This is a genomic window from Vibrio olivae (assembly GCF_042428525.1).
GTDB classification, from domain to species: Bacteria; Pseudomonadota; Gammaproteobacteria; order Enterobacterales; family Vibrionaceae; genus Vibrio; species Vibrio olivae.
Genome location: NZ_JBHMEP010000001.1, coordinates 273644 through 292161, shown reverse-complemented (window position 1 = coordinate 292161; position 18518 = coordinate 273644). Strand labels below are relative to the sequence as shown.

13 protein-coding genes are annotated in these 18518 nt (G+C 47.8%); 8 read left to right on the top strand and 5 right to left on the bottom strand.

Annotation, left to right across the window (positions count from 1 at the left end; translation table 11 throughout):
• Positions 1-45: 45 nt before the first annotated feature.
• Positions 46-2109, bottom strand: a complete 2064-nt coding sequence (locus tag ACFFUV_RS01440; protein WP_390189140.1) for a TonB-dependent receptor — start codon at positions 2107-2109, stop codon at positions 46-48.
• Between the two features lie 459 nt (positions 2110-2568).
• On the opposite strand from ACFFUV_RS01440, the gene ACFFUV_RS01435 reads away from it, so the two are divergent.
• Positions 2569-3918 (top strand): condensation domain-containing protein, encoded by a 1350-nt coding sequence (locus ACFFUV_RS01435; RefSeq protein ID WP_390189139.1) that lies wholly within the window; start codon positions 2569-2571, stop codon positions 3916-3918.
• A gap of 106 nt (positions 3919-4024) precedes the next feature.
• Here ACFFUV_RS01435 and ACFFUV_RS01430 read toward each other — a convergent pair whose 3' ends face one another.
• Positions 4025-8452 (bottom strand): amino acid adenylation domain-containing protein, encoded by a 4428-nt coding sequence (locus tag ACFFUV_RS01430; RefSeq protein WP_390189138.1) that lies wholly within the window; start codon positions 8450-8452, stop codon positions 4025-4027.
• 294 nt (positions 8453-8746) lie between these two features.
• Here ACFFUV_RS01430 and ACFFUV_RS01425 point away from each other — a divergent pair, with 294 nt between their 5' ends.
• Positions 8747-9817 carry a 3-deoxy-7-phosphoheptulonate synthase gene (locus ACFFUV_RS01425; RefSeq protein ID WP_390189137.1) on the top strand — a complete coding sequence of 357 codons (1071 nt, stop codon included), beginning with the start codon at positions 8747-8749 and terminating at the stop codon, positions 9815-9817.
• 77 nt (positions 9818-9894) lie between these two features.
• On the opposite strand, the gene ACFFUV_RS01420 is transcribed toward ACFFUV_RS01425, so the two are convergent.
• Positions 9895-10671 (bottom strand): 2,3-dihydro-2,3-dihydroxybenzoate dehydrogenase, encoded by a 777-nt coding sequence (locus ACFFUV_RS01420; RefSeq protein ID WP_390189136.1) that lies wholly within the window; start codon positions 10669-10671, stop codon positions 9895-9897.
• Positions 10672-10848: 177 nt separating this feature from the next.
• Here ACFFUV_RS01420 and ACFFUV_RS01415 point away from each other — a divergent pair, with 177 nt between their 5' ends.
• Both ACFFUV_RS01415 and ACFFUV_RS01410 read left to right on the top strand, forming a co-directional pair.
• On the top strand, positions 10849-12036 hold the full coding sequence (locus tag ACFFUV_RS01415) for an isochorismate synthase (RefSeq protein ID WP_390191796.1): 1188 nt from the start codon (positions 10849-10851) through the stop codon (positions 12034-12036).
• A gap of 6 nt (positions 12037-12042) precedes the next feature.
• Positions 12043-13671: a (2,3-dihydroxybenzoyl)adenylate synthase gene (locus ACFFUV_RS01410; protein ID WP_390189135.1), complete on the top strand. Its 1629-nt coding sequence runs from the start codon at positions 12043-12045 to the stop codon at positions 13669-13671.
• 106 nt (positions 13672-13777) lie between these two features.
• On the opposite strand, the gene ACFFUV_RS01405 is transcribed toward ACFFUV_RS01410, so the two are convergent.
• Positions 13778-14599: a siderophore-interacting protein gene (locus tag ACFFUV_RS01405; RefSeq protein WP_390189134.1), complete on the bottom strand. Its 822-nt coding sequence runs from the start codon at positions 14597-14599 to the stop codon at positions 13778-13780.
• Between the two features lie 36 nt (positions 14600-14635).
• Positions 14636-15517 carry an isochorismatase gene (locus ACFFUV_RS01400; protein WP_390189132.1) on the bottom strand — a complete coding sequence of 294 codons (882 nt, stop codon included), beginning with the start codon at positions 15515-15517 and terminating at the stop codon, positions 14636-14638.
• A gap of 246 nt (positions 15518-15763) precedes the next feature.
• Here ACFFUV_RS01400 and ACFFUV_RS01395 point away from each other — a divergent pair, with 246 nt between their 5' ends.
• From ACFFUV_RS01395 to rsxB, 4 genes are all read left to right on the top strand, one after another.
• Positions 15764-16123, top strand: a complete 360-nt coding sequence (locus ACFFUV_RS01395; RefSeq protein WP_390189130.1) for an MATE family efflux transporter — start codon at positions 15764-15766, stop codon at positions 16121-16123.
• Position 16124: 1 nt separating this feature from the next.
• The gene (locus ACFFUV_RS01390; RefSeq protein WP_390189129.1) at positions 16125-17120 is read left to right on the top strand and encodes an MATE family efflux transporter; all 996 of its coding nucleotides are present in this window, start codon (positions 16125-16127) and stop codon (positions 17118-17120) included.
• 225 nt (positions 17121-17345) lie between these two features.
• Positions 17346-17927: an electron transport complex subunit RsxA gene (gene rsxA / locus ACFFUV_RS01385; RefSeq protein WP_390189128.1), complete on the top strand. Its 582-nt coding sequence runs from the start codon at positions 17346-17348 to the stop codon at positions 17925-17927.
• Positions 17927-18517: an electron transport complex subunit RsxB gene (gene rsxB / locus ACFFUV_RS01380; RefSeq protein ID WP_390189127.1), complete on the top strand. Its 591-nt coding sequence runs from the start codon at positions 17927-17929 to the stop codon at positions 18515-18517. Before rsxA ends, rsxB begins: the two co-directional genes overlap by 1 nt.
• Position 18518 lies beyond the last annotated feature (1 nt).

Below are 18518 nucleotides of genomic sequence, written 5' to 3'. Positions count from 1 at the left end.
TCCAATATAAAAAGCCACCAGCTGATAACGCTGGTGGCATCGTGTTTAGAAATGCATTTCTACTGAGACACCAATTTGACGTTCTGGAAGTAAAACTGGGGAATCTTGATCGATGGAATTACGCACGGAGCTATACAGTACTTCATCATCAGCATCAAAGACATTATTGGCATACAGCTTTGCTTGGCCCATGTCGAAGTTATAGGCTAACGACAGATTGGTGGTTGAATAGCCTGAAATCTTACCGTCTTCGTCGTTGTCTGCGGTTGAGTAGTAATCATCAATGTAGTTGACGTTACAGCTTAGCTCAAAATCACCAAGCCAGTAACGAGCACCAACTGACCCTGTAAACGCAGGAGAACGTGCGAGATCTTTACCATCAAACGCCGTCAATTCTGGTGATGAATCTGATAGTTCCGTTTTCAACAAACCTAAGTTGGCATAAAGCTGCACATCTTGAGTCGCAAACCAGTTGACCGTCGCTTCTGCGCCGTAGGTTTGCGCTTGTTCGGCATTCATTACTGTATTACCACTTAGAACCTGCAAATCATCGTAGTCGTTGTAGAACAAGTTCGTGGTGAGCTGCAGCGTATCATCGAACAAGCGATGACGACTGAACAGCTCATAACTCCACACCGATTCCTCACCAAAGATATAGGTGACCATATTGGTGAAATCGACACCGCCACTCCCTGCTCGATAACCTTTAGAAACACTTGCGCCATAGGTACTGTTCTCGGTCGCCTTCCAAGCCAATGAGACTTTAGGCATAAAGTCGCTAAAGGTTTCGTCAAAATCAATGGCAAACATACCATCGCCCCCTTTACGCTCACGATCTTCGTGCTCGTAACGACCAACTGCCGTTAAGTCTAAGGAGGACGTCAAACTCTGTTTGACTTCAACATAGGCAGATGCAGTTTGTGTTTCGTCCTGGTAGTCACCCATACCATCGACAAAGTCATCATGTTCATCTTGATAGTAACGAACGCCGACCAATACGTTGGTCGCTTGGCTATCTGATACATAACGAACCGCGGGTTCAATAAAGAACTCTTTCCCATCGATATGGGCAGTATACATCTGGCCTTCTTCAACGAAGCGATGCACTTCAAAATCGGTATAGTTGGTCTTAGCGGTAAACACCGTATTGTCGTTGATGTCGTAATCCACATCCCAAATCACATTGTTGGATTTGCTTTCAAATACAGGGCGATTAGCGGAAAATGAAGAGCCTGCAGCATCACTTGGCTGATTCTCGCCTTGCGGTGCACGACTGTCATAATAGGCGTAGGTGAGCATCGAGGACAAAGCGGGAATCTGTGCGGGTTCGACAAGTAATTTGGCACGAACAGCGTTGGATTCGATCTCGCGAGAGTTCCCTGCCGGAGAGTAAGTACCAAGGTCAACACTGCTTTCGCGAGTTTGACGGTCCGCGCTCAGGCGAAACGCCACTTGATCTTCGATGATGGCATCTGAAATATACGCTGCAGTTTGCACGTACTCGTGGTTACCAACACCAAGTTTCACGCCACTTTGGAAGTCGTAGGTCGGATCGTTCGATTTTAGAACCATCGAGCCGGCAATCGAGTTACGCCCTTGAATAAAGCTTTGTGGACCAAGATAAATTTCCGCTTGCTGCATGTCCCACATCGACAGTGGACCAAACGCTAACTCGTTATACGTCAATGAACGCCCATCGACCGAAATATTTAAGCGTGGACGAGTTCCTGCAAAAAAGGCCACGGCGCCAATACCTGGGCCTGCGCCATCGATACCACGGATGGTTGGCACCGTATTGCCGTAACCTGTTTCTACAACGTTGGGGGTCATTTTAAGTAAGTCACGCGCTTCATTAGCGTTGCGAGATTTGATCTCATCTTCATCAAACACCACGACACTAGAGCTGGTTTCTTGCAACGAGCGCTCGGTTTTTTCACCGTAAACAACCACGTCTGCGACTTTACCGGCATCGCTATTTTGTCCCTCTTCTGCCCCATAGGCAGAAGGTAAAACCCCAAGACACGCCAAGGTCACCGCGGCAGAAAGCGCATTGATTTTAAGCTTAGTGCTGGTGTTGTTTTTCATTTGCACAGTGGGCAAAAGTTCCATTTTTATTCTCCTATGAAGCACACCAACGGACGCTTATCCAAGCACCTTTAAAAGAGGACTCATATTGTATTTTTTGATGCTAAGCGCTGCCGATAGGGCAATAGAGTGTGCTGTAAACTAATAAATGAGCACTGACTTGCATGCGCATGCAAGTTCGGATTGATACTCTATTGTCAAAAATCACAAATGTAAAGCATTCTCATTTGCATGTGTTAACAATAATCATTTGTAGTGAAATTTTATGAGTCAAGTACCACTTTGTGACCAAGATTCCACTCGCGATATTTCGTAGGGACGATGACGTCAATTAGGGAGAAAACATAGAATTCGCTATTCACTTAGCGAAACTCAATAATGATATTGATTCTCATTACATATTGAGTTTATGATAAATCATGGAAATCAATCGAAGGTAATTAGGGTCTTATCAACCCGATTAAACGTGCTATGCAGCAGACCATGACATTAGCTCAGACCCCATTTTGGCAACGTTTTACGCTTCAGCCTAACGCCAGCGTCGACACCGTTGCGCACTGCTCAGTCATTACTGGTGAGTTAAATATCGATGTTTTTCGTCAAGCACTGCTGCACACGCTGAATGAAACCGATGTGTTTCGTGGTTACTTCACGGCTCGCGGAACATGGACGCTCGCACCCGAAGTTGCGGGGATTGATGTTCGCGACTATCGAGCAGTCCAACATGGCGAAAAGCAAGCTTGGGCAGAAATGGAAACAGATGCGCAAAGCGCCGTTGATCTATATCGCTCCCCCATTACCTTACTTCGTTTGTACCGATTATCAGCCAACAAAACCCTCTGGTATACACGCGCTCATCATATCGTGATTGATGGCTACGGCATGATGCTCTTCGAGCAGCGATGTTGTGAGTGGTACCATCACCTGACGTCATCAGCGCCCCTTAGCTCCGCTTTCAAGCCCTACTCTGATTTTATTCAAGAAGAGCAGCGTTATGTGTTAAGCAAACAGTATTTGGCCGATCAGTTATTTTGGCGCTCGTATTTACCTGAGCAACCTCCCCTCACGCTTACAGAAGATGATTACGACCCAACGCAAAGCGAGGAAGTCTGCTATCAGGTAGTCTTTGACACGCTCTGCTCAAAGCGTCTGGCTTTGATTTGCGAGCAACTGGCAATTGGCTGGCCCGATGCGTTAGTCGCCATCACTTGCCTGTATTTGCAACAATCCAATCTCAGTGATGAGCCCGTTGTTTGGCTACCATTCATGAATCGCTGGGGCAGCGTTGCCGCTAAAATCCCCGGTTTGATGGTCAATATCTTGCCTTACTGTCATCAAGAGATTCCATTATCAAACATCACGCTACAGGGGTATTTGAAACAAAGTCGACAGCAGCTCAGAAAACTCTATTGCCACGGCCGCTACCGTGTTGAACAAATAGAGCAAGACCACAACCTGCCAAGCGGGAAAAACTACTTTATGACTCCCTTTATTAATGTGATGCCATTTGACTCCCCCGCCATTGAAGGTTGTCAGGTGGAGCAACACGTTCTCGCATCGGGTTCGTTGGAAGGGCTGAATATTACGTTTCGTGGCGCCCCCAACTCGGAACAGTTTTGTGCCTTCATTGAGGCCGACATCAACAGTTACCCTCAGCAAGATGCCATCGAACATGCGACCCATTTACAGGATTTTTTCCAGCGTTTAATGCAGGTTGATCACCCAACCTGCTCACTCACCTCGCTGCTCAATCAACCGCTCGTTAATGTGATTGATCAACCTGTTGTTACCTCTCAAGATTCGCTATCAGACTCCCTCAAGTTCAGCGCCTAATCCCCCTGTTAAAATAGATAAATACACATAGTCCCCGCCATAAAAAACATCACCGCCAAAGACGGTGATGTTGCACTAACAAACCAATGGGCCTACTGGACTATGTTTATTGGCTAAGCAGGTCGGCCACTTGCACAACGTTGTGGCACCGAGCTAACTGCACCGGCTTAAGCTCGGCGCCAAAGTGACGATTTAGCTCTGTTGCAAGCGGTTTAAGGTGTGATGGGATTAACCCCAAATCCATAAATCGGCTCTGTTGATTAAGCAAAGCTTGCTCGACACCCAATACCTTGGCGTAAATCGCTAAAATAGGCGAAAAATCACCAGTGAATGTTGAGGTTGAAACGGTCTCTTTCGCACCTTGAGAAGTTTGAAGCCATTCGGTTTTCGCGCGATTGCGGTCAATTTTACCATTCGCAGAAAGAGGGAATGCTGGGATTTGCACCATTTGGCTTGGTAAATGGGACACCGGAAGTTGCGATTTTAACTGCTCACGAAGCTGATTTTGGCTTAAAGATTTCCCCGCCGTCAGCGTGTAAAGTGCGCATAATGCCGTATCCCCTGTGAGGGGTTCCTGATAATCAAATACAATAGTATCTTGTATCGCGTCTATTTGACGCAGCACTTTTTCGACATCCGGCATCGACAGACGAACCCCGCGAACTTTGACGTATCCATTCACCCGAGTAGCAAAAATAATCGTCCCATCGGCGCGAAAATACCCCATATCTCCGGTTCTAAATGCACGGACAGACTCACCTTCGGGGGTGTCTAATTCAATGAAATCCGTTTGCTGAAGCTCACCATGTTGCAAATACCCTAAACTCAAACCAACGCCGGCCGTTACAATTCGCCCCACTTTATAAGGAGGGCAATGTGAGAGCGTCTCATCGACAATATAATATTGAGTTGCAGGGAGCGGGTGACCATATGGAATCACCTCAATATCCTGCGCTTCGAGCGGATGCCAAATACTCCAAATCGTCGTTTCCGTCGGGCCACCTAGTGAATAGAGCGACAGCGCAGGCAGATGCTGGCGTAAATACGCAATGGTTTTAGGCTTAATATAGTCGCCCCCTTGAGCCACTAACCGAAGTGACGCCAAGTCGTCACTCATCTCACACGCCAACAGCATTTCTAAAATCGCAGGCACGGAGCACCAAATCGTGACTTGATGGCGCTTCACCAGTTGATTCCACAACAACGCGTTTTTGTCCTGCTCAGCATCAGGCAATACTAACGATGCGCCAACGGTCATGGTCCCCAGCAAATCAAACACCGACATATCATGATGTAGCGGGGTCACCGAAATGCCCACATCGCGACGTGTCATTTGCCATTGCGCGATAGTCGCGCCAATCACGTTCGAAGTGGCTTGGTTATTGACCACCACACACTTGGGCTGACCAGTGGTACCAGACGTATAGAGATAATAGCCAGCAGTCAACGCGCTGCTGGCGGTAGCATAATCTCGCTCTGGAATCGTCTGTGCCCGTGGTAAAGATAGCAATAAATCATCAACCAATTTCACAGATGCATGGCTCGCGCTAATCGTCTGATTCGCCACAATTAACTGAGGGTCACAATGTGTCAGCAGGTAATCAAGCCGCTCACTCGGCGAGCGAGCATCGATCGGTACCCAGATTAATCCCGACAGCGCGCACGCCAACGTCATAACAACATGTTCCGGGCTTCGTGGTAAGCAGATTGCCACCACATCGCCTTGCTTCAATTGCAAATCAACAAAATGATGACGAACTCGATCCACTTGTTCACCCAACTGCTGATAGCTGATCGCGGACTCATTGTGCCAAAGCGCGATAGCCTGACTGTGTTGCCCGTAGAGGTTGTCATAAATGCGCTGCAAAAATTGCGAACACTGGAACTGGTCATTCGCAGAATTACGTGTCAGGTGTTGGCGGCTGATAAAGTCACCAGGCTTCAATTCCAGAGTTTGACGCTCGCACACTTGACTAATTACATGCTGAAGAGAACTTAAAAATGCCGTAACTAATCCATCCTCAATCGCTTGAGTAGCATAATCAACACTGATGATTAGATTTCGTTGCTGATCAAAACTGAGGCGTAAATCCATTGCCACTTGCGGTGTTTGAGTCATGGCTGAGACCAACTCAACGCCGGATTGCAAAGATGGTAAGCTCCAGCTTAATGCATTGGTTAGCACCACTGGCAGCGCCACACTTTGCTCGGCATTTTTACTGAGTAATAAACGAGCCAGATCGACTCCAGAAAACTGCAGATGTTCGAGGCCGTTCATCACATCTTGTTGCAACTGCTTAGCCCTATCGATAAACGAACCGTGATTAGGCTGATAGACAACGGTGACAAATGTTGAATCGTTGGTCAGCGCTTTATTCGGGTCAGGAATTGCCACAGGAACACCAACGCACAGCGGCGTCTCATCGGTACGCCATTGCGCTAGAGTCTCGAGCAATAAAGCGCTCAGCAGTGAATTTTGAAAGAGCCGTTCTCCCGCGCCAACCCGAGTTAAGCTCATCAACTGCGCTTTATCTATCGCGATCGATTGACGCTGATAGGTGGCATTACGAATCGAAACCAACGGCATTTTCCATGGCAAATGCGGCGCATCAGTGACATCAGACAATTTCTGCTGCCAATATGTCTTGTCAGCCTCAATTCGCGGTGCATCATCCTGGTTGGCGTTTATAACCACTTTTTGCTCAAGGCGTGGCTGCTGACGTTCAAACAGCAGTGTCAAAATATGCGAAATCGCCTGACCATCGGCAATCAAGGCATCAAAGCTCGTAAAGATGATTGACGGTGCCGCTTGCCCATCTTGGGCTGGCATTTTCATGATGCAAATTTGCCATGGTGACTGAAGCTCAAGGTCATAGAGACGCTGCTGATAGCGTTGACGCACTCGCTCTGCTCTTTGCGCCGCATGTTGGGGCGAAAGATGCGAGACATCAACCTGCTCAATGTTCATCACGCCTTGTGGGTAAATCACACTTTGCATCTTTTCAACATCGATTCGAGTACGTAACAGCGGATAATGCGCCACCAATTCACTTAACGTTTGCCGTAACTGCGCTTCCTCTACATGCCCGTGAAACTCTCGAAAATCATGCATCGCTACGCCGCCAAGTGGCATTTGTGGATCGCGCCCGATCAAGTACGCTTTTTGCAGTTCATTGAGAGGCATTGTGACGGGCTCGTTGAACTGCATTCGTTCACTGGCGCTATGCGTCATCACATCGGGGTTGGCAGCAAGACGAGTTAAACGTTCGGTATAATCACCAAACAACCCCTCGATGAACCCGGCAGGAAAGACATCCATACGAACATCCCAGTTGATCAACAGCCCTTGGTTGAGCTCGGTAATTTGAGCATCTAAGGTCACCTGAGCACCTTGGGAAATGGCCCACACCATTTCTCCGAACACCTTATCAACTTGCTGTGATAACAAACTGCCTTGCGGTAGATTGACTCCAGAAGTAAACACGACGGGGGAGCTTTGCAGCTCACCAGTATGGCGTGATAAATCGCGCATAACATTCACGCCCGGATAATCACTGTAACTCAAAAGGGTTTGCATTTGCGTTGCCAGATCGCTGGCAAATTCACTCAAGCTCTGGCCATCTTTAACTTCGACACTGAGGAGCATAAGACGCGAAAAGTCACCCACGACCCTTTGCACATCAACCCCATTTCCAGGCCGAAAAAATGCGGGCACATTGAGCCTAAATCGGCGCTGACAGGTCGCCTTTGCGAGGGATTGAGCAAATAAGGCCAAACATACGGTGGTGAGTGTGATCCGCTGCTGTTTGGCAATCTGTTGTAACTGCTGATGCTGTTCACAAGACATTAGCTTAGCGAAACGCTCCATGTGACACTGCGCGGCGCTCGCATTATCCGTGAGGTATGGTAAATCGGGGGCGGGCGCAACCTGACTCAACCTTTTCTGCCACCAGTCGCGGCTGACCTTAAACCCATTGGAGCCAGAAGTTTGCTGGGTTAGAAACCGAAAGAACGGGCAAGGCGCCTCATTATCTTGGTCAGGAACATCGCCTTCATACAGCCGTGCCAAGTCCTCCAAAACAATACGAAAGCTTTGTGCATCTGCGGCAATCATATCAAGATCGACATGCAACCGGCATCGCCCATTCCCGAATAACGTCAAACGAAAATCTGCAGCCTTGCCTTGGCTAAGATCGAGCTTTTGATGTGACATCTGCTCGCGCAGCGAGCGCAGTTTTTGCTGTACTTCCTCGTCACTGAGTAACGTTAAATCATGAATCGTTAAATCATGCTGGGACGTCAGCGGAGCAATAGTTTGCCTGCCCTCTTGATTCACTTGCACCCGTAACATCGGATGAAGTGTAAACAACTGTTTTACCGCAACAGCTAAACGCTGTGGGTCGAGGTGTTGTGTGTCAAATTCGGTATATAAATGGGCAGCCATGCCACACAGAGCCAGCTTCGACTCTCGTCCAACCCAGTATGCCGCCTGCATCGGTGTTAGTTCGATTGACTCTAATTGTTCCAATATCACGGTCTCAACTCCCTGAATTCCCGTCAGTTCGTCCATTCAAGCTAGATTTTATTGATCATCGGAAACCAAAAGCAGTGAAACACCATACGGCCGCCTCACTGCTCTCACTCTCAAACCAAACAACCGAGTTTGCAAAATAACGATTGACAAAGGTGAAAATGTTACACAATATTTCGTAATGAAATTAATAATAATTATCATTTCGATTAATGTAAACAAGACAGTTGCATATCCGTAAGCAAATTTGCGTTTAGCAACATTGTACGTCCGTTGGCTAACCATGTTGGAAAACTCATGTCTCATTTAACTCAAATATTCAACACTGAGAAAATTCAACCTCTCCCCAGTGTTGAAGACCTCGCAAATCGCTATTCACTCACTCAGCAGCAGCAAAGGTTTGTCGAACAAACCCGTGAGGATATTAAACGTATATTGAATGGCGATGATGATCGCTTACTGGTGATTATTGGCCCCTGTTCCATACACGACCCTCAAGCAGGGCTCGACTATGCGAAGCGCATCGCTGAGTTACAAACGCGTTATCGTGACCAATTGCTTATTGTGATGCGAACCTACTTTGAAAAACCACGTACTCGCACGGGTTGGAAGGGGTTGATGGTTGATCCCAACCTTGACGGTAGTCAGGACCTCTTTCTGGGTCTGCATACTGCACGGCAGTTTCTCACTCAGGTATTGGCGTTAGGTGTGCCCACCGCGACCGAGTTTCTCGATACCAATCTCGCGCCCTATTTAGCCGACTTGATCTGTTGGGGCGCGATAGGTGCTCGCACCGCAGAGTCTCAACCTCATCGCCAACTGGCATCCGCCCTTCCCTTTGCTGTGGGGATTAAAAACGGTACTCAGGGTGATATCAACATTGCGATCAATGCAATTCACGCCATGCAAGAACCGCAACTTTTGCCTCTGTCGAGTTCAATCCATGGCTCGGTAAGCGTCACGACAAGTGGTAACCCAGATGGACACCTGATTTTGCGCGGCGGCGCTCAGCCTAACTATCAGACTGAACATGTCATCCAAACCGCTCGAGCACTGACCGAAAGTCAATTACCGAGTCGATTGGTTATCGACTTCAGCCACGGAAATAGCCAGAAGTGCGCGAAAAACCAGATTGTTGTTGCACGTGATATCGCACAGCAACTTATTTCAGGTGAGCAATGTATCGCTGGTGTCATGTGCGAGAGTTTTTTGGTCGCAGGTAGCCAAGTGATCGAACCGGGACAATTAGTTTACGGTCAATCGGTGACAGATGAGTGTTTGTGCTGGCAGGACTCCGTTGAGGTGTTAGACACCCTCGCTCAAGCCGTAGACCAAGCCGGTCAAGTTCGCTACTCAACGGTCGCTTAATTTGGCGTCAATACGCGATAAAAATCAAAAACCTATGGAATAAAAAAAGCTGACCACAGGCCAGCTTATAAGAGGGATCAGTTATCTAACGTGGCACCACCATCAACACGTAAATCATGCAGGGTGATGTGGTTTGCCGCCTCGGACATCAGAAACAGAACGGTTTGAGCAATATCACTGGGCTCCGCAATTTTATTGAGTGGAATGCCGAGACGAAATTGACTTGCATCGCCAGCAATCACCTGTGCTTCGCCATATTCCTCGGTCCAAAGCTGACGCTGCATGTCGGTGCGAGTAGAACCAGGGCTGACAATATTGCAGCGAATGCCATATGGCGCTAACTCCATCCCCATGCATTTTACCAGCATGTGCAGCGCGGCTTTGGAGGAGCCATAAGCACCAATACCGTTACGCGGTGTATTGGCGGCGTTTGAGCCAATGATGACCATGTTGCCTTTAGCCGCCAGTTTCATGCTTAGCGCGACAGCTTGCATCGCAGCAAGTACGCCAAAGGTATTGACGTCATACGTCTGTTTCACTTGTTCAAGCGGCATCTCATGAAGCATGCCCGGTTTAAGGATGCCCGCGCAGCACACGAGGTGATCAAACTGACCGAGCTCTTCAACCCAGTGCTGTATTTGCATGCTCACAGCGTGGTGATCGCCGAGATCCAGAGAGTGACAAACGAGCTGATTCGCCGCAAACGGTATTGATTCACTGTTGGCGAGCAAAGTATCAAGCTGGTTATCTGCGGCGACCACTTGCGCCCCTTGGGACAATAGTTGTTGAAGTACGGAGAGACCAATGCCCGTTGCAGCACCGATAAGAAGAACACGTTGATCAGTTAATGACATAACTATCCCTTTTTAAATTGAGCATTTATCAATGCCGCAGTCGGCCTCACTGATAGATGCTTATATTGAGAAAAATTAACACATGGAATTAATAAGCATTCTCATTTGTGTAGTATCAAATGTAAAGGGTTGCCCAATAAAGCGCAACCAGACACCACTCAACATTGATAGAAGGAACTGGTAATGAAACGCGAAGTTGTCGGATATACTCGTATGTCCACTGAACTGATTGATGAGAATCTCAATTCATCGCCTTTTTTCTTTGCCTCCGCGAATACCTCTATGCTTGGCAAAGGGATACAACACCACTTTAAACAAGCCATCCCGTTCTCACAGCTTGCGGAACAAGCCCAAGCTCTTCTTGAACAGAGCAAAACTACTGACTGTGAAAATCCCGTCTTGTTTGGGGTCGTACCGTTTAATCAAGAAAACCCAACTCAGTTTATTGTGCCGCAGACGCTGTATGTCTCAAGCAGTCCTCGCGCCAATGGCGCTCGCCACCACAATCAATCCCAAGCCAAAGTCATTTCTTCACCGACAGGCGGTCACTATAAACAAGGGGTCTCCAGCTTACTTGAGATGTTCGCTAACGCCGGACTATCGAAAGTGGTGCTTTCACGTGCCGTGGAAGTGGCGACGGACCAAGACATCAATCAAACCGAGCTATTGCATAACCTTTTGGCCATTAATGCCAAAGGTTATACCTTTGCAGCACGCATTGATGACGATAGCCGACTAATGGGAGCCAGCCCAGAACTGTTGGTTGCTAAACGTGGTAACCATCTCATATCAAATCCATTAGCTGGTTCTCGTCCTCGTTCGATGTCCGAGCACGAAAATGACGCACATCGCGCTTCACTGCTCAATACCGCAAAAGACTTGCACGAGCATGGTCTTGTGGTTGAAGAAGTTGAGCGCGTATTGGCTAAGTACTGCCACAATTTGTACACCCCAATGGTACCGTCTGTGATTGAAACTGAAACCATGCTCCATCTCTCGACTGTTCTTGAGGGACAAGTGAGCGATCCCAGCGTCAGTGCACTAAAAGTCGCTGCTGACTTGCACCCAACGCCCGCAGTGTGTGGGTTTCCACGTCAATCGGCTTACGATGCGATTAAAAAGCTCGAAGGCTTTGACCGTGGCTATTTTACCGGCATGGTCGGCTGGTGTGATGCTCGCGGCAACGGTGAATGGGTGGTCACTATTCGTTGTGCTGAAGTCAAATCTCGACAAATGAAAGTGTTTGCAGGTGCGGGCATCGTCAATGAATCCTCACCACAAAGTGAGCTCGATGAAACCGGCGCCAAAATGCGTACGATTTTGTCCGCAGCAGGCATCCAATTGAATGAACACCTTACAGCCTAGGAGCCAATGATGAGCCTTGAATCTGTAGAATTTACCCCTTGGCCACCAGCATTAGCGGATCAATATCGAGCTTTAGGCTACTGGCAAGACAAAACCTTACTCGACTATCTACGAGACAGTGTTGAACGCCACCCTGATCAGACAGCCATCATTTGTGGGGAGCGGCATATCAGCTATCGCGAGTTCCATCAGAAAATCGCAGAACTCGCGAGCGGATTCAGTCAGCTTGGTTTGCAAGCAGGCGATAATGTCGTCCTGCAAATGACCAATGTCGCTGAGTTTTACTTTTGCTTTTTTGCCTTAGTACAAAAAGGCATTCGCCCAATAATGGCTCTGCCAGCGCACCGTTTAGCCGAAGTCCGCTTCTTTTGCCAACACGCCGAAGCAAAAGCGTATATTATCAACGGTGAAGAACGCCAATTTGACTATCAGCAGCTAGCCGATCAAGTTGTCAACGAATGCCCTTCCGTGAAACACGTAATTGTTAAAGGCCCAGTCAACGCCGCTCACCAAGATAAGTTCATCGCGCTTGACACTTGCTACCAAGGCGCAGACTACCAGCAAACAGCAAACCCAACTCAAGTGGCCTTCTTTCAGCTATCGGGAGGCACCACTGGCACACCCAAGTTGATTCCAAGAACCCACAATGACTACGCCTACAGTGTGGTGGGCAGCAATGAAATTTGCCATTTTGACCATCACACCATTTATCTCTGCGCACTACCCGTTGCGCATAATTTCCCCTTTAGCTCGCCGGGGGCGTTAGGGGTGTTTTGGGCTGCCGGTACCTTGGTACTCAGCAAAGATCCGACACCACAGTGTGCATTTGAATTGATTGAACGACATCGAGTTAATGTGAGCGGCCTCGTCCCTCCCCTTGCTCTGCTATGGATGGATCACGCCAGTCAAACCGAGCGAGACATCTCGAGCTTAGCATTACTGCAAGTCGGCGGTGCAAAGTTCAGTGAAAGCGCCGCGAGACGAGTACCTCAAACGCTCAAATGCCAACTACAACAGATTTTTGGTATGGCGGAAGGCTTGGTGAACTACACACGCCTAGACGATCCTGACGAAGTGATCTTTAGCACCCAAGGTCGGCCAATTTCACCGCATGACCAAGTGATGGTCGTCGACGAAGACGGTCAGCCCGTTAAACCCGGTGAAGAAGGCTTTTTACTGACTCAAGGCCCATATACGATACGGGGGTATTATAAGGCGCCGAAACACAACCAACGCGCATTCAACCAGCAAGGGTTTTATGCCACCGGAGATATTGTAAAACGGACATCACAAGGCAATATCATTGTCACTGGACGCGATAAGGATCAAATCAATCGCGGCGGAGAAAAAATTGCCGCAGAAGAAGTGGAAAACCAAATGCTGCGCCATACGGCAATTCATGACGCGGCGTTGGTAGCAATGCCGGATGAATACCTTGGGGAACGCAGCTGTGCAGTGGTCGTACTCAAGCCCGAGCAAACGCTAAAGCCCATCGCACTAAAGCGATTTTTGCGCGATGCAGGGTTAGCCGATTACAAAATCCCAGACCAAATTCAGTTTGTTGACCTGTTGCCAAAAACATCCGTCGGCAAAATCGATAAGAAAACGCTAAGGCAGCGCTTTGTCTCAGCGTAACCAAGCGATTCTCAAATAGAAATACACGAACAATAAAAACCGATTTCATGAGAAATCGGTTTTTATTTAAAACGAACAGTCGCTGTAGACGACTTGAGAGCGACAACTAATACTCTTCATCCATAATTTCATGGCGCTCTTCATGGTATTTCTCTTCGTCCTTGCCTCGCTTCCAATAAGGAATGGCATAAAGGCTCTTTTTCTTGAGTTGATAGTCAGCAATTAACTTATTGCGGCAAGCAACCACCGACGCATTTTCTCCAGCGACAAACGCAGATACTGACGTGACACCTTGTGGCGGTGCGACTTGACTTATCGCCGTTAACAGCGGCAGTGGATCTTTCGACGGTTCACGGACCAACCAACACACTTCAATACCAGAAGGGTGCGCTAAAGGATGCTCATCGTCCGGGCTATCCACTTCAATAAAAGTATAACCCTGAGCTTCCTCTGGTAACTCCTCTAAAATGGCACTGATCGCAGGTAACGAGCTTAAATCCCCGGCTAAGATATGCCAATCAGCCGGCGTCAACAGAGGGTCTGGGCCTCCAGGCCCTGCCAAGCCGATAACATCGCCAGGCTCGCATCGCATCGCCCAACCAGAACCAGGGCTTTCTAGACCATGGGCAACAAAATCAATGTCTAACTCATTAGATTCTGGGCGATATTTTCTCACCGTATAAGCACGCGATACCGGTTTATTTTTCGGCCAACAGATCCGGTCGCCTTCGCGCCATGGTAACTCCAAAATTCCGGTCTCACGGTTGGCAAAAAACAGTTTAATCAACCCACCATTTTTATCGGCAGGAAAACCAATAAGATCGTCACAACTAAACGTGACCCTAAGTAAATTCGGCGTCACATAGTGTTTACGCACGCACTCAATCAAGCGCGGCTTTAGCCTATCATCGTAACCACTTTCGCTCATATTATTATCCTTGTGTAGTAAAATGAAACTCGCCGTCTACGCGGCTTGCGTCTCTTGGCTTGGTTGAGCTTCAATCAATCGCCACCACTCGGCGAGCGTGACGCTTTCCATCATTTGGGCGAATGAAATATTCGCGCCTTTGGCTTTCCATTTTTCAAGCAGGGTCATTGCGCGAATCGAATCTAAGCCTAGAAACAGCAGATTCTCATCGGCTTCGACATCCTCGAGATCCAGTTCCAAAATGGCCGCCACATCTTGGCGCATTACCTCAAGCGATAATTGCGTTTGATCACTGTTCATTTCGCACAGCGTCTGCTCGGTTGATTTCACTGCACCTGCTCGCCCGACAATATACTTAAGTGTGAAAGCATGCTCTTCTGCCGAAAAGTCGGCTATCGCATCACCCACCACAAACGGTTGAACGTCAAGCATGAAGGCCTCAAGCGTGGTAGACAAAATGCCAATATGACCGTAAACACCAGAAATAATGATTTGATCGCGTCCTGTCTCATGTAAGTAATCGAGTAACGGACTTTTCTTAAACGCGCTATAACGCCATTTCGTCAATTGAACATCGCCTTGCTGCGGCGCTAATTCTGAAACGATGGCAGTCTCTTCTGTTAGGCCTGGCCCCCAGAAATCCGTCAGTAGCGCACGCTCGTTAAGATCTTGATTGGCAGGTTGCGCGGTATAGATCACAGGTATGCCTAATTCACGGGCCTTAGTTTGAAGCTGGGCGATATTATGAATTAACTGTGGAACTGGCTGAGCACTCGTATCAAAGAAGTTCAAAAAGTATTCTTGCATGTCATGAACCAATAATACTGCCCGGTTTGGGTCAATCGTCCAGTTCACTTTGTTCTCTGGGAAATGCTCTGTCTCGGGAAGCGTATATGACGCAATTTTGGGAATAGCCATAATGTATCCTTGTTGGTAGCCAACCGCCGTTGTTGTGGATCTGAGCCTTTGGCGGGGTAACGTGATTCCTAGGGTTAAGTCGTGCGGCTTAACCTCTTATTAGTCAGTAAATCAATTAACTCACCAATACTAGCAACCACACCTTTACAAGTAAATAATAATGGTTATCATTTGCGTTCAAATACTAAAAATTCGCTCTTTTGCATGACCAACGTCATATTGAGCACCTGTTGGCAAGGACCGCATATGGCTTCAACTTCCATCTATCAACCATTAATTAAAATCGCGATACCAATCATTTTCATCCAAGTCTGCCAAGCATCACTCGGCTTGTTTGATACGCTTATTGCTGGGCGATACCACTTCCAGCATCTGGCTGGTGTCGGCCTGGGCAGTAATTTGTGGACACCAGTTATCACCCTCGCAACCGGCGTGCTATACGCTTTGGTTCCTAAAATCTCGTCAAGCGCAAGCCAACGAGATTATTTTCAAATGAAAGCCCTTTATCAACACGGCAAAAACAACGCGATCAAGTTAATGATTTTTGGCTTCATTACGATTCATCTTTTGGCGTTAAGCTGTCACTGGTTTATTGAAGGACCCTGAAGTGGCAAAAGTCACTCGTGGCTACTTACACTTTGTCGCGTTTGCCATGCCCGGCCTTTTGTATATGGTGCTCACACGCTTTTTCTGTGAGGGAAATAGCCAATTTACGCCCGTGGTACTCACCACCGTGGTGATTACGCTTCTCAATCTTGGGCTAAATATGGTGTTGGTTAACGGTCTGATTGGTTTTCCTGAGCTCGGCGGAGCAGGCTGTGGGTTGGCAACCGCCATTTCGGTCACAGTGGGCGCCGTGATGATTCACTTTCTTGCCAGACGTCAACTGCGCTTTGCGTTTCCTGAACACGCCTTCGCGGTAGACCAACAGCAAACGAAAGCGATGTTTAAGGAAGGCCTACCAATTGGTATCGCCATTGTTGTCGAAATTCTTGCTCTGTGCTTACTGGCGTTTTTCGCCTCATCGCTGGGAACGAAAGTCATCGCGGCTCATCAGGTAGCGATTAATATTGCGATTGTCATATTTATGATTCCTCTTGCGCTTGGTAGCGCCGCGACCATTCGTATTGCTCATTTTCGCGCCCAACAAAACTGGCAAGATCTCGCCAAAACACGTAATGCGTCATTGTTGTTCTCACTGATTTACGGCGCTCTGATGGCATTCGCCATTATCTATCTGCTTGAACCATTTGCGGCGCTATTTAGTCATGATCAGCAAGTCGTGGTACTGATTACTGCACTATTTGGTTATATTGCCGCGTTCCAATTTGTCGATGCGGTGCTTATCGTGGCATCCAGTATTTTGCGTGGTGTCGAAGAGTTCGTGAAACCCTTAGCAGCGATCTTCTTCTGCTACTGGCTGTTTGTTTTACCCATGAGTTACGTGGTTGGCGTCAAAGGCTGGTGGTTTGGTGAATCAGGTATCACGACCATTTGGAGCATTTTAATCGTTGGCCTTGCTGCCGCTGCGGGCGTTCTAACGGTGCAAGCCCATCGTTCAACGCGGCAAACAAAGACGACACAAACCGCGGACAGTTTCTAACTGACCCATAGCAAAACGCATTAACCTCAAGATCAACGTCATTTGGTCTTGAGGTTACTTTTCTCTCGATGAACTCCCTTGCTCTCAAGCCCCTTTGTCACTCGAAGATGATTGAATTCTCAAGCTTTGATTTTCCGAACAAGATAAAACCTTAAGTTTCCTTGGTTGTTATTCAGCGCTCAAAACGAGATAATACCGCGCTCGGAATGTCTACAATATATAATTATGACCGAATATCTTTTGTTATTGGTTGGCACTGTGCTGGTCAATAACTTCGTACTGGTAAAGTTCTTGGGCTTATGTCCGTTCATGGGGGTTTCTAAGAAGCTAGAAACCGCAATAGGTATGGGGTTAGCAACCACTTTCGTTCTAACCCTAGCGTCCGTGTGTGCGTATCTTGTTGAAACCTATATTCTGGCCCCACTTGGGCTTGAATACTTACGCACTATGAGCTTTATTTTGGTCATCGCGGTCGTGGTCCAGTTCACCGAAATGGTCGTCCATAAAACCAGCCCGACTCTCTATCGGCTCTTAGGTATCTTTCTGCCCCTGATCACAACCAACTGTGCTGTACTCGGGGTTGCATTACTCAATATCAACCAAAATCATAACTTTATCGAATCCATCATTTATGGATTTGGCGCCGCAGTCGGCTTTTCACTGGTATTGATCCTCTTTGCATCAATGCGTGAACGAATTGCCGCTGCCGATGTTCCTTCGCCCTTTAAAGGCGCTTCGATTGCCATGATTACCGCAGGCTTAATGTCGCTTGCCTTTATGGGCTTCACCGGTCTAGTGAGTTTATAATGAATGCCATTATTATCGCGATAATCGCACTTGCAGTACTGGCGGCGATTTTTGGTGCTATTCTCGGCTTTGCTTCGATTCGGTTTAAAGTCGAGGCCGACCCTATCGTCGACCAGATCGACAGTATTCTTCCGCAAACCCAATGTGGTCAATGTGGCTACCCAGGTTGCCGCCCGTATGCCGAAGCCATTGCCAATGGTGATGACATCAATAAATGTCCTCCAGGCGGACAAGTTACCATTGAAAAACTTGCAGATTTAATGGGCGTTGAAGTCCAAGAGTCTGCTCATGATCTTGATAACGCAGTAAAAAAAGTCGCTTTTATCCACGAAGACATGTGCATTGGCTGCACAAAATGCATTCAAGCCTGCCCGGTGGATGCCATTGTGGGTGGCACTAAAGCACTGCATACCGTCATTAAAGATGAGTGCACGGGTTGCGATCTGTGTGTTGCTCCGTGCCCAACCGACTGCATTGAAATGATTCCAGTCGAAACCACGCCGGAAAGTTGGAAGTGGCAATTGGACGCCATTCCTGTTGTTGATATTACCGATTCTGCTCAATCGACCGAGCAGAATGGTGTGCATTAAG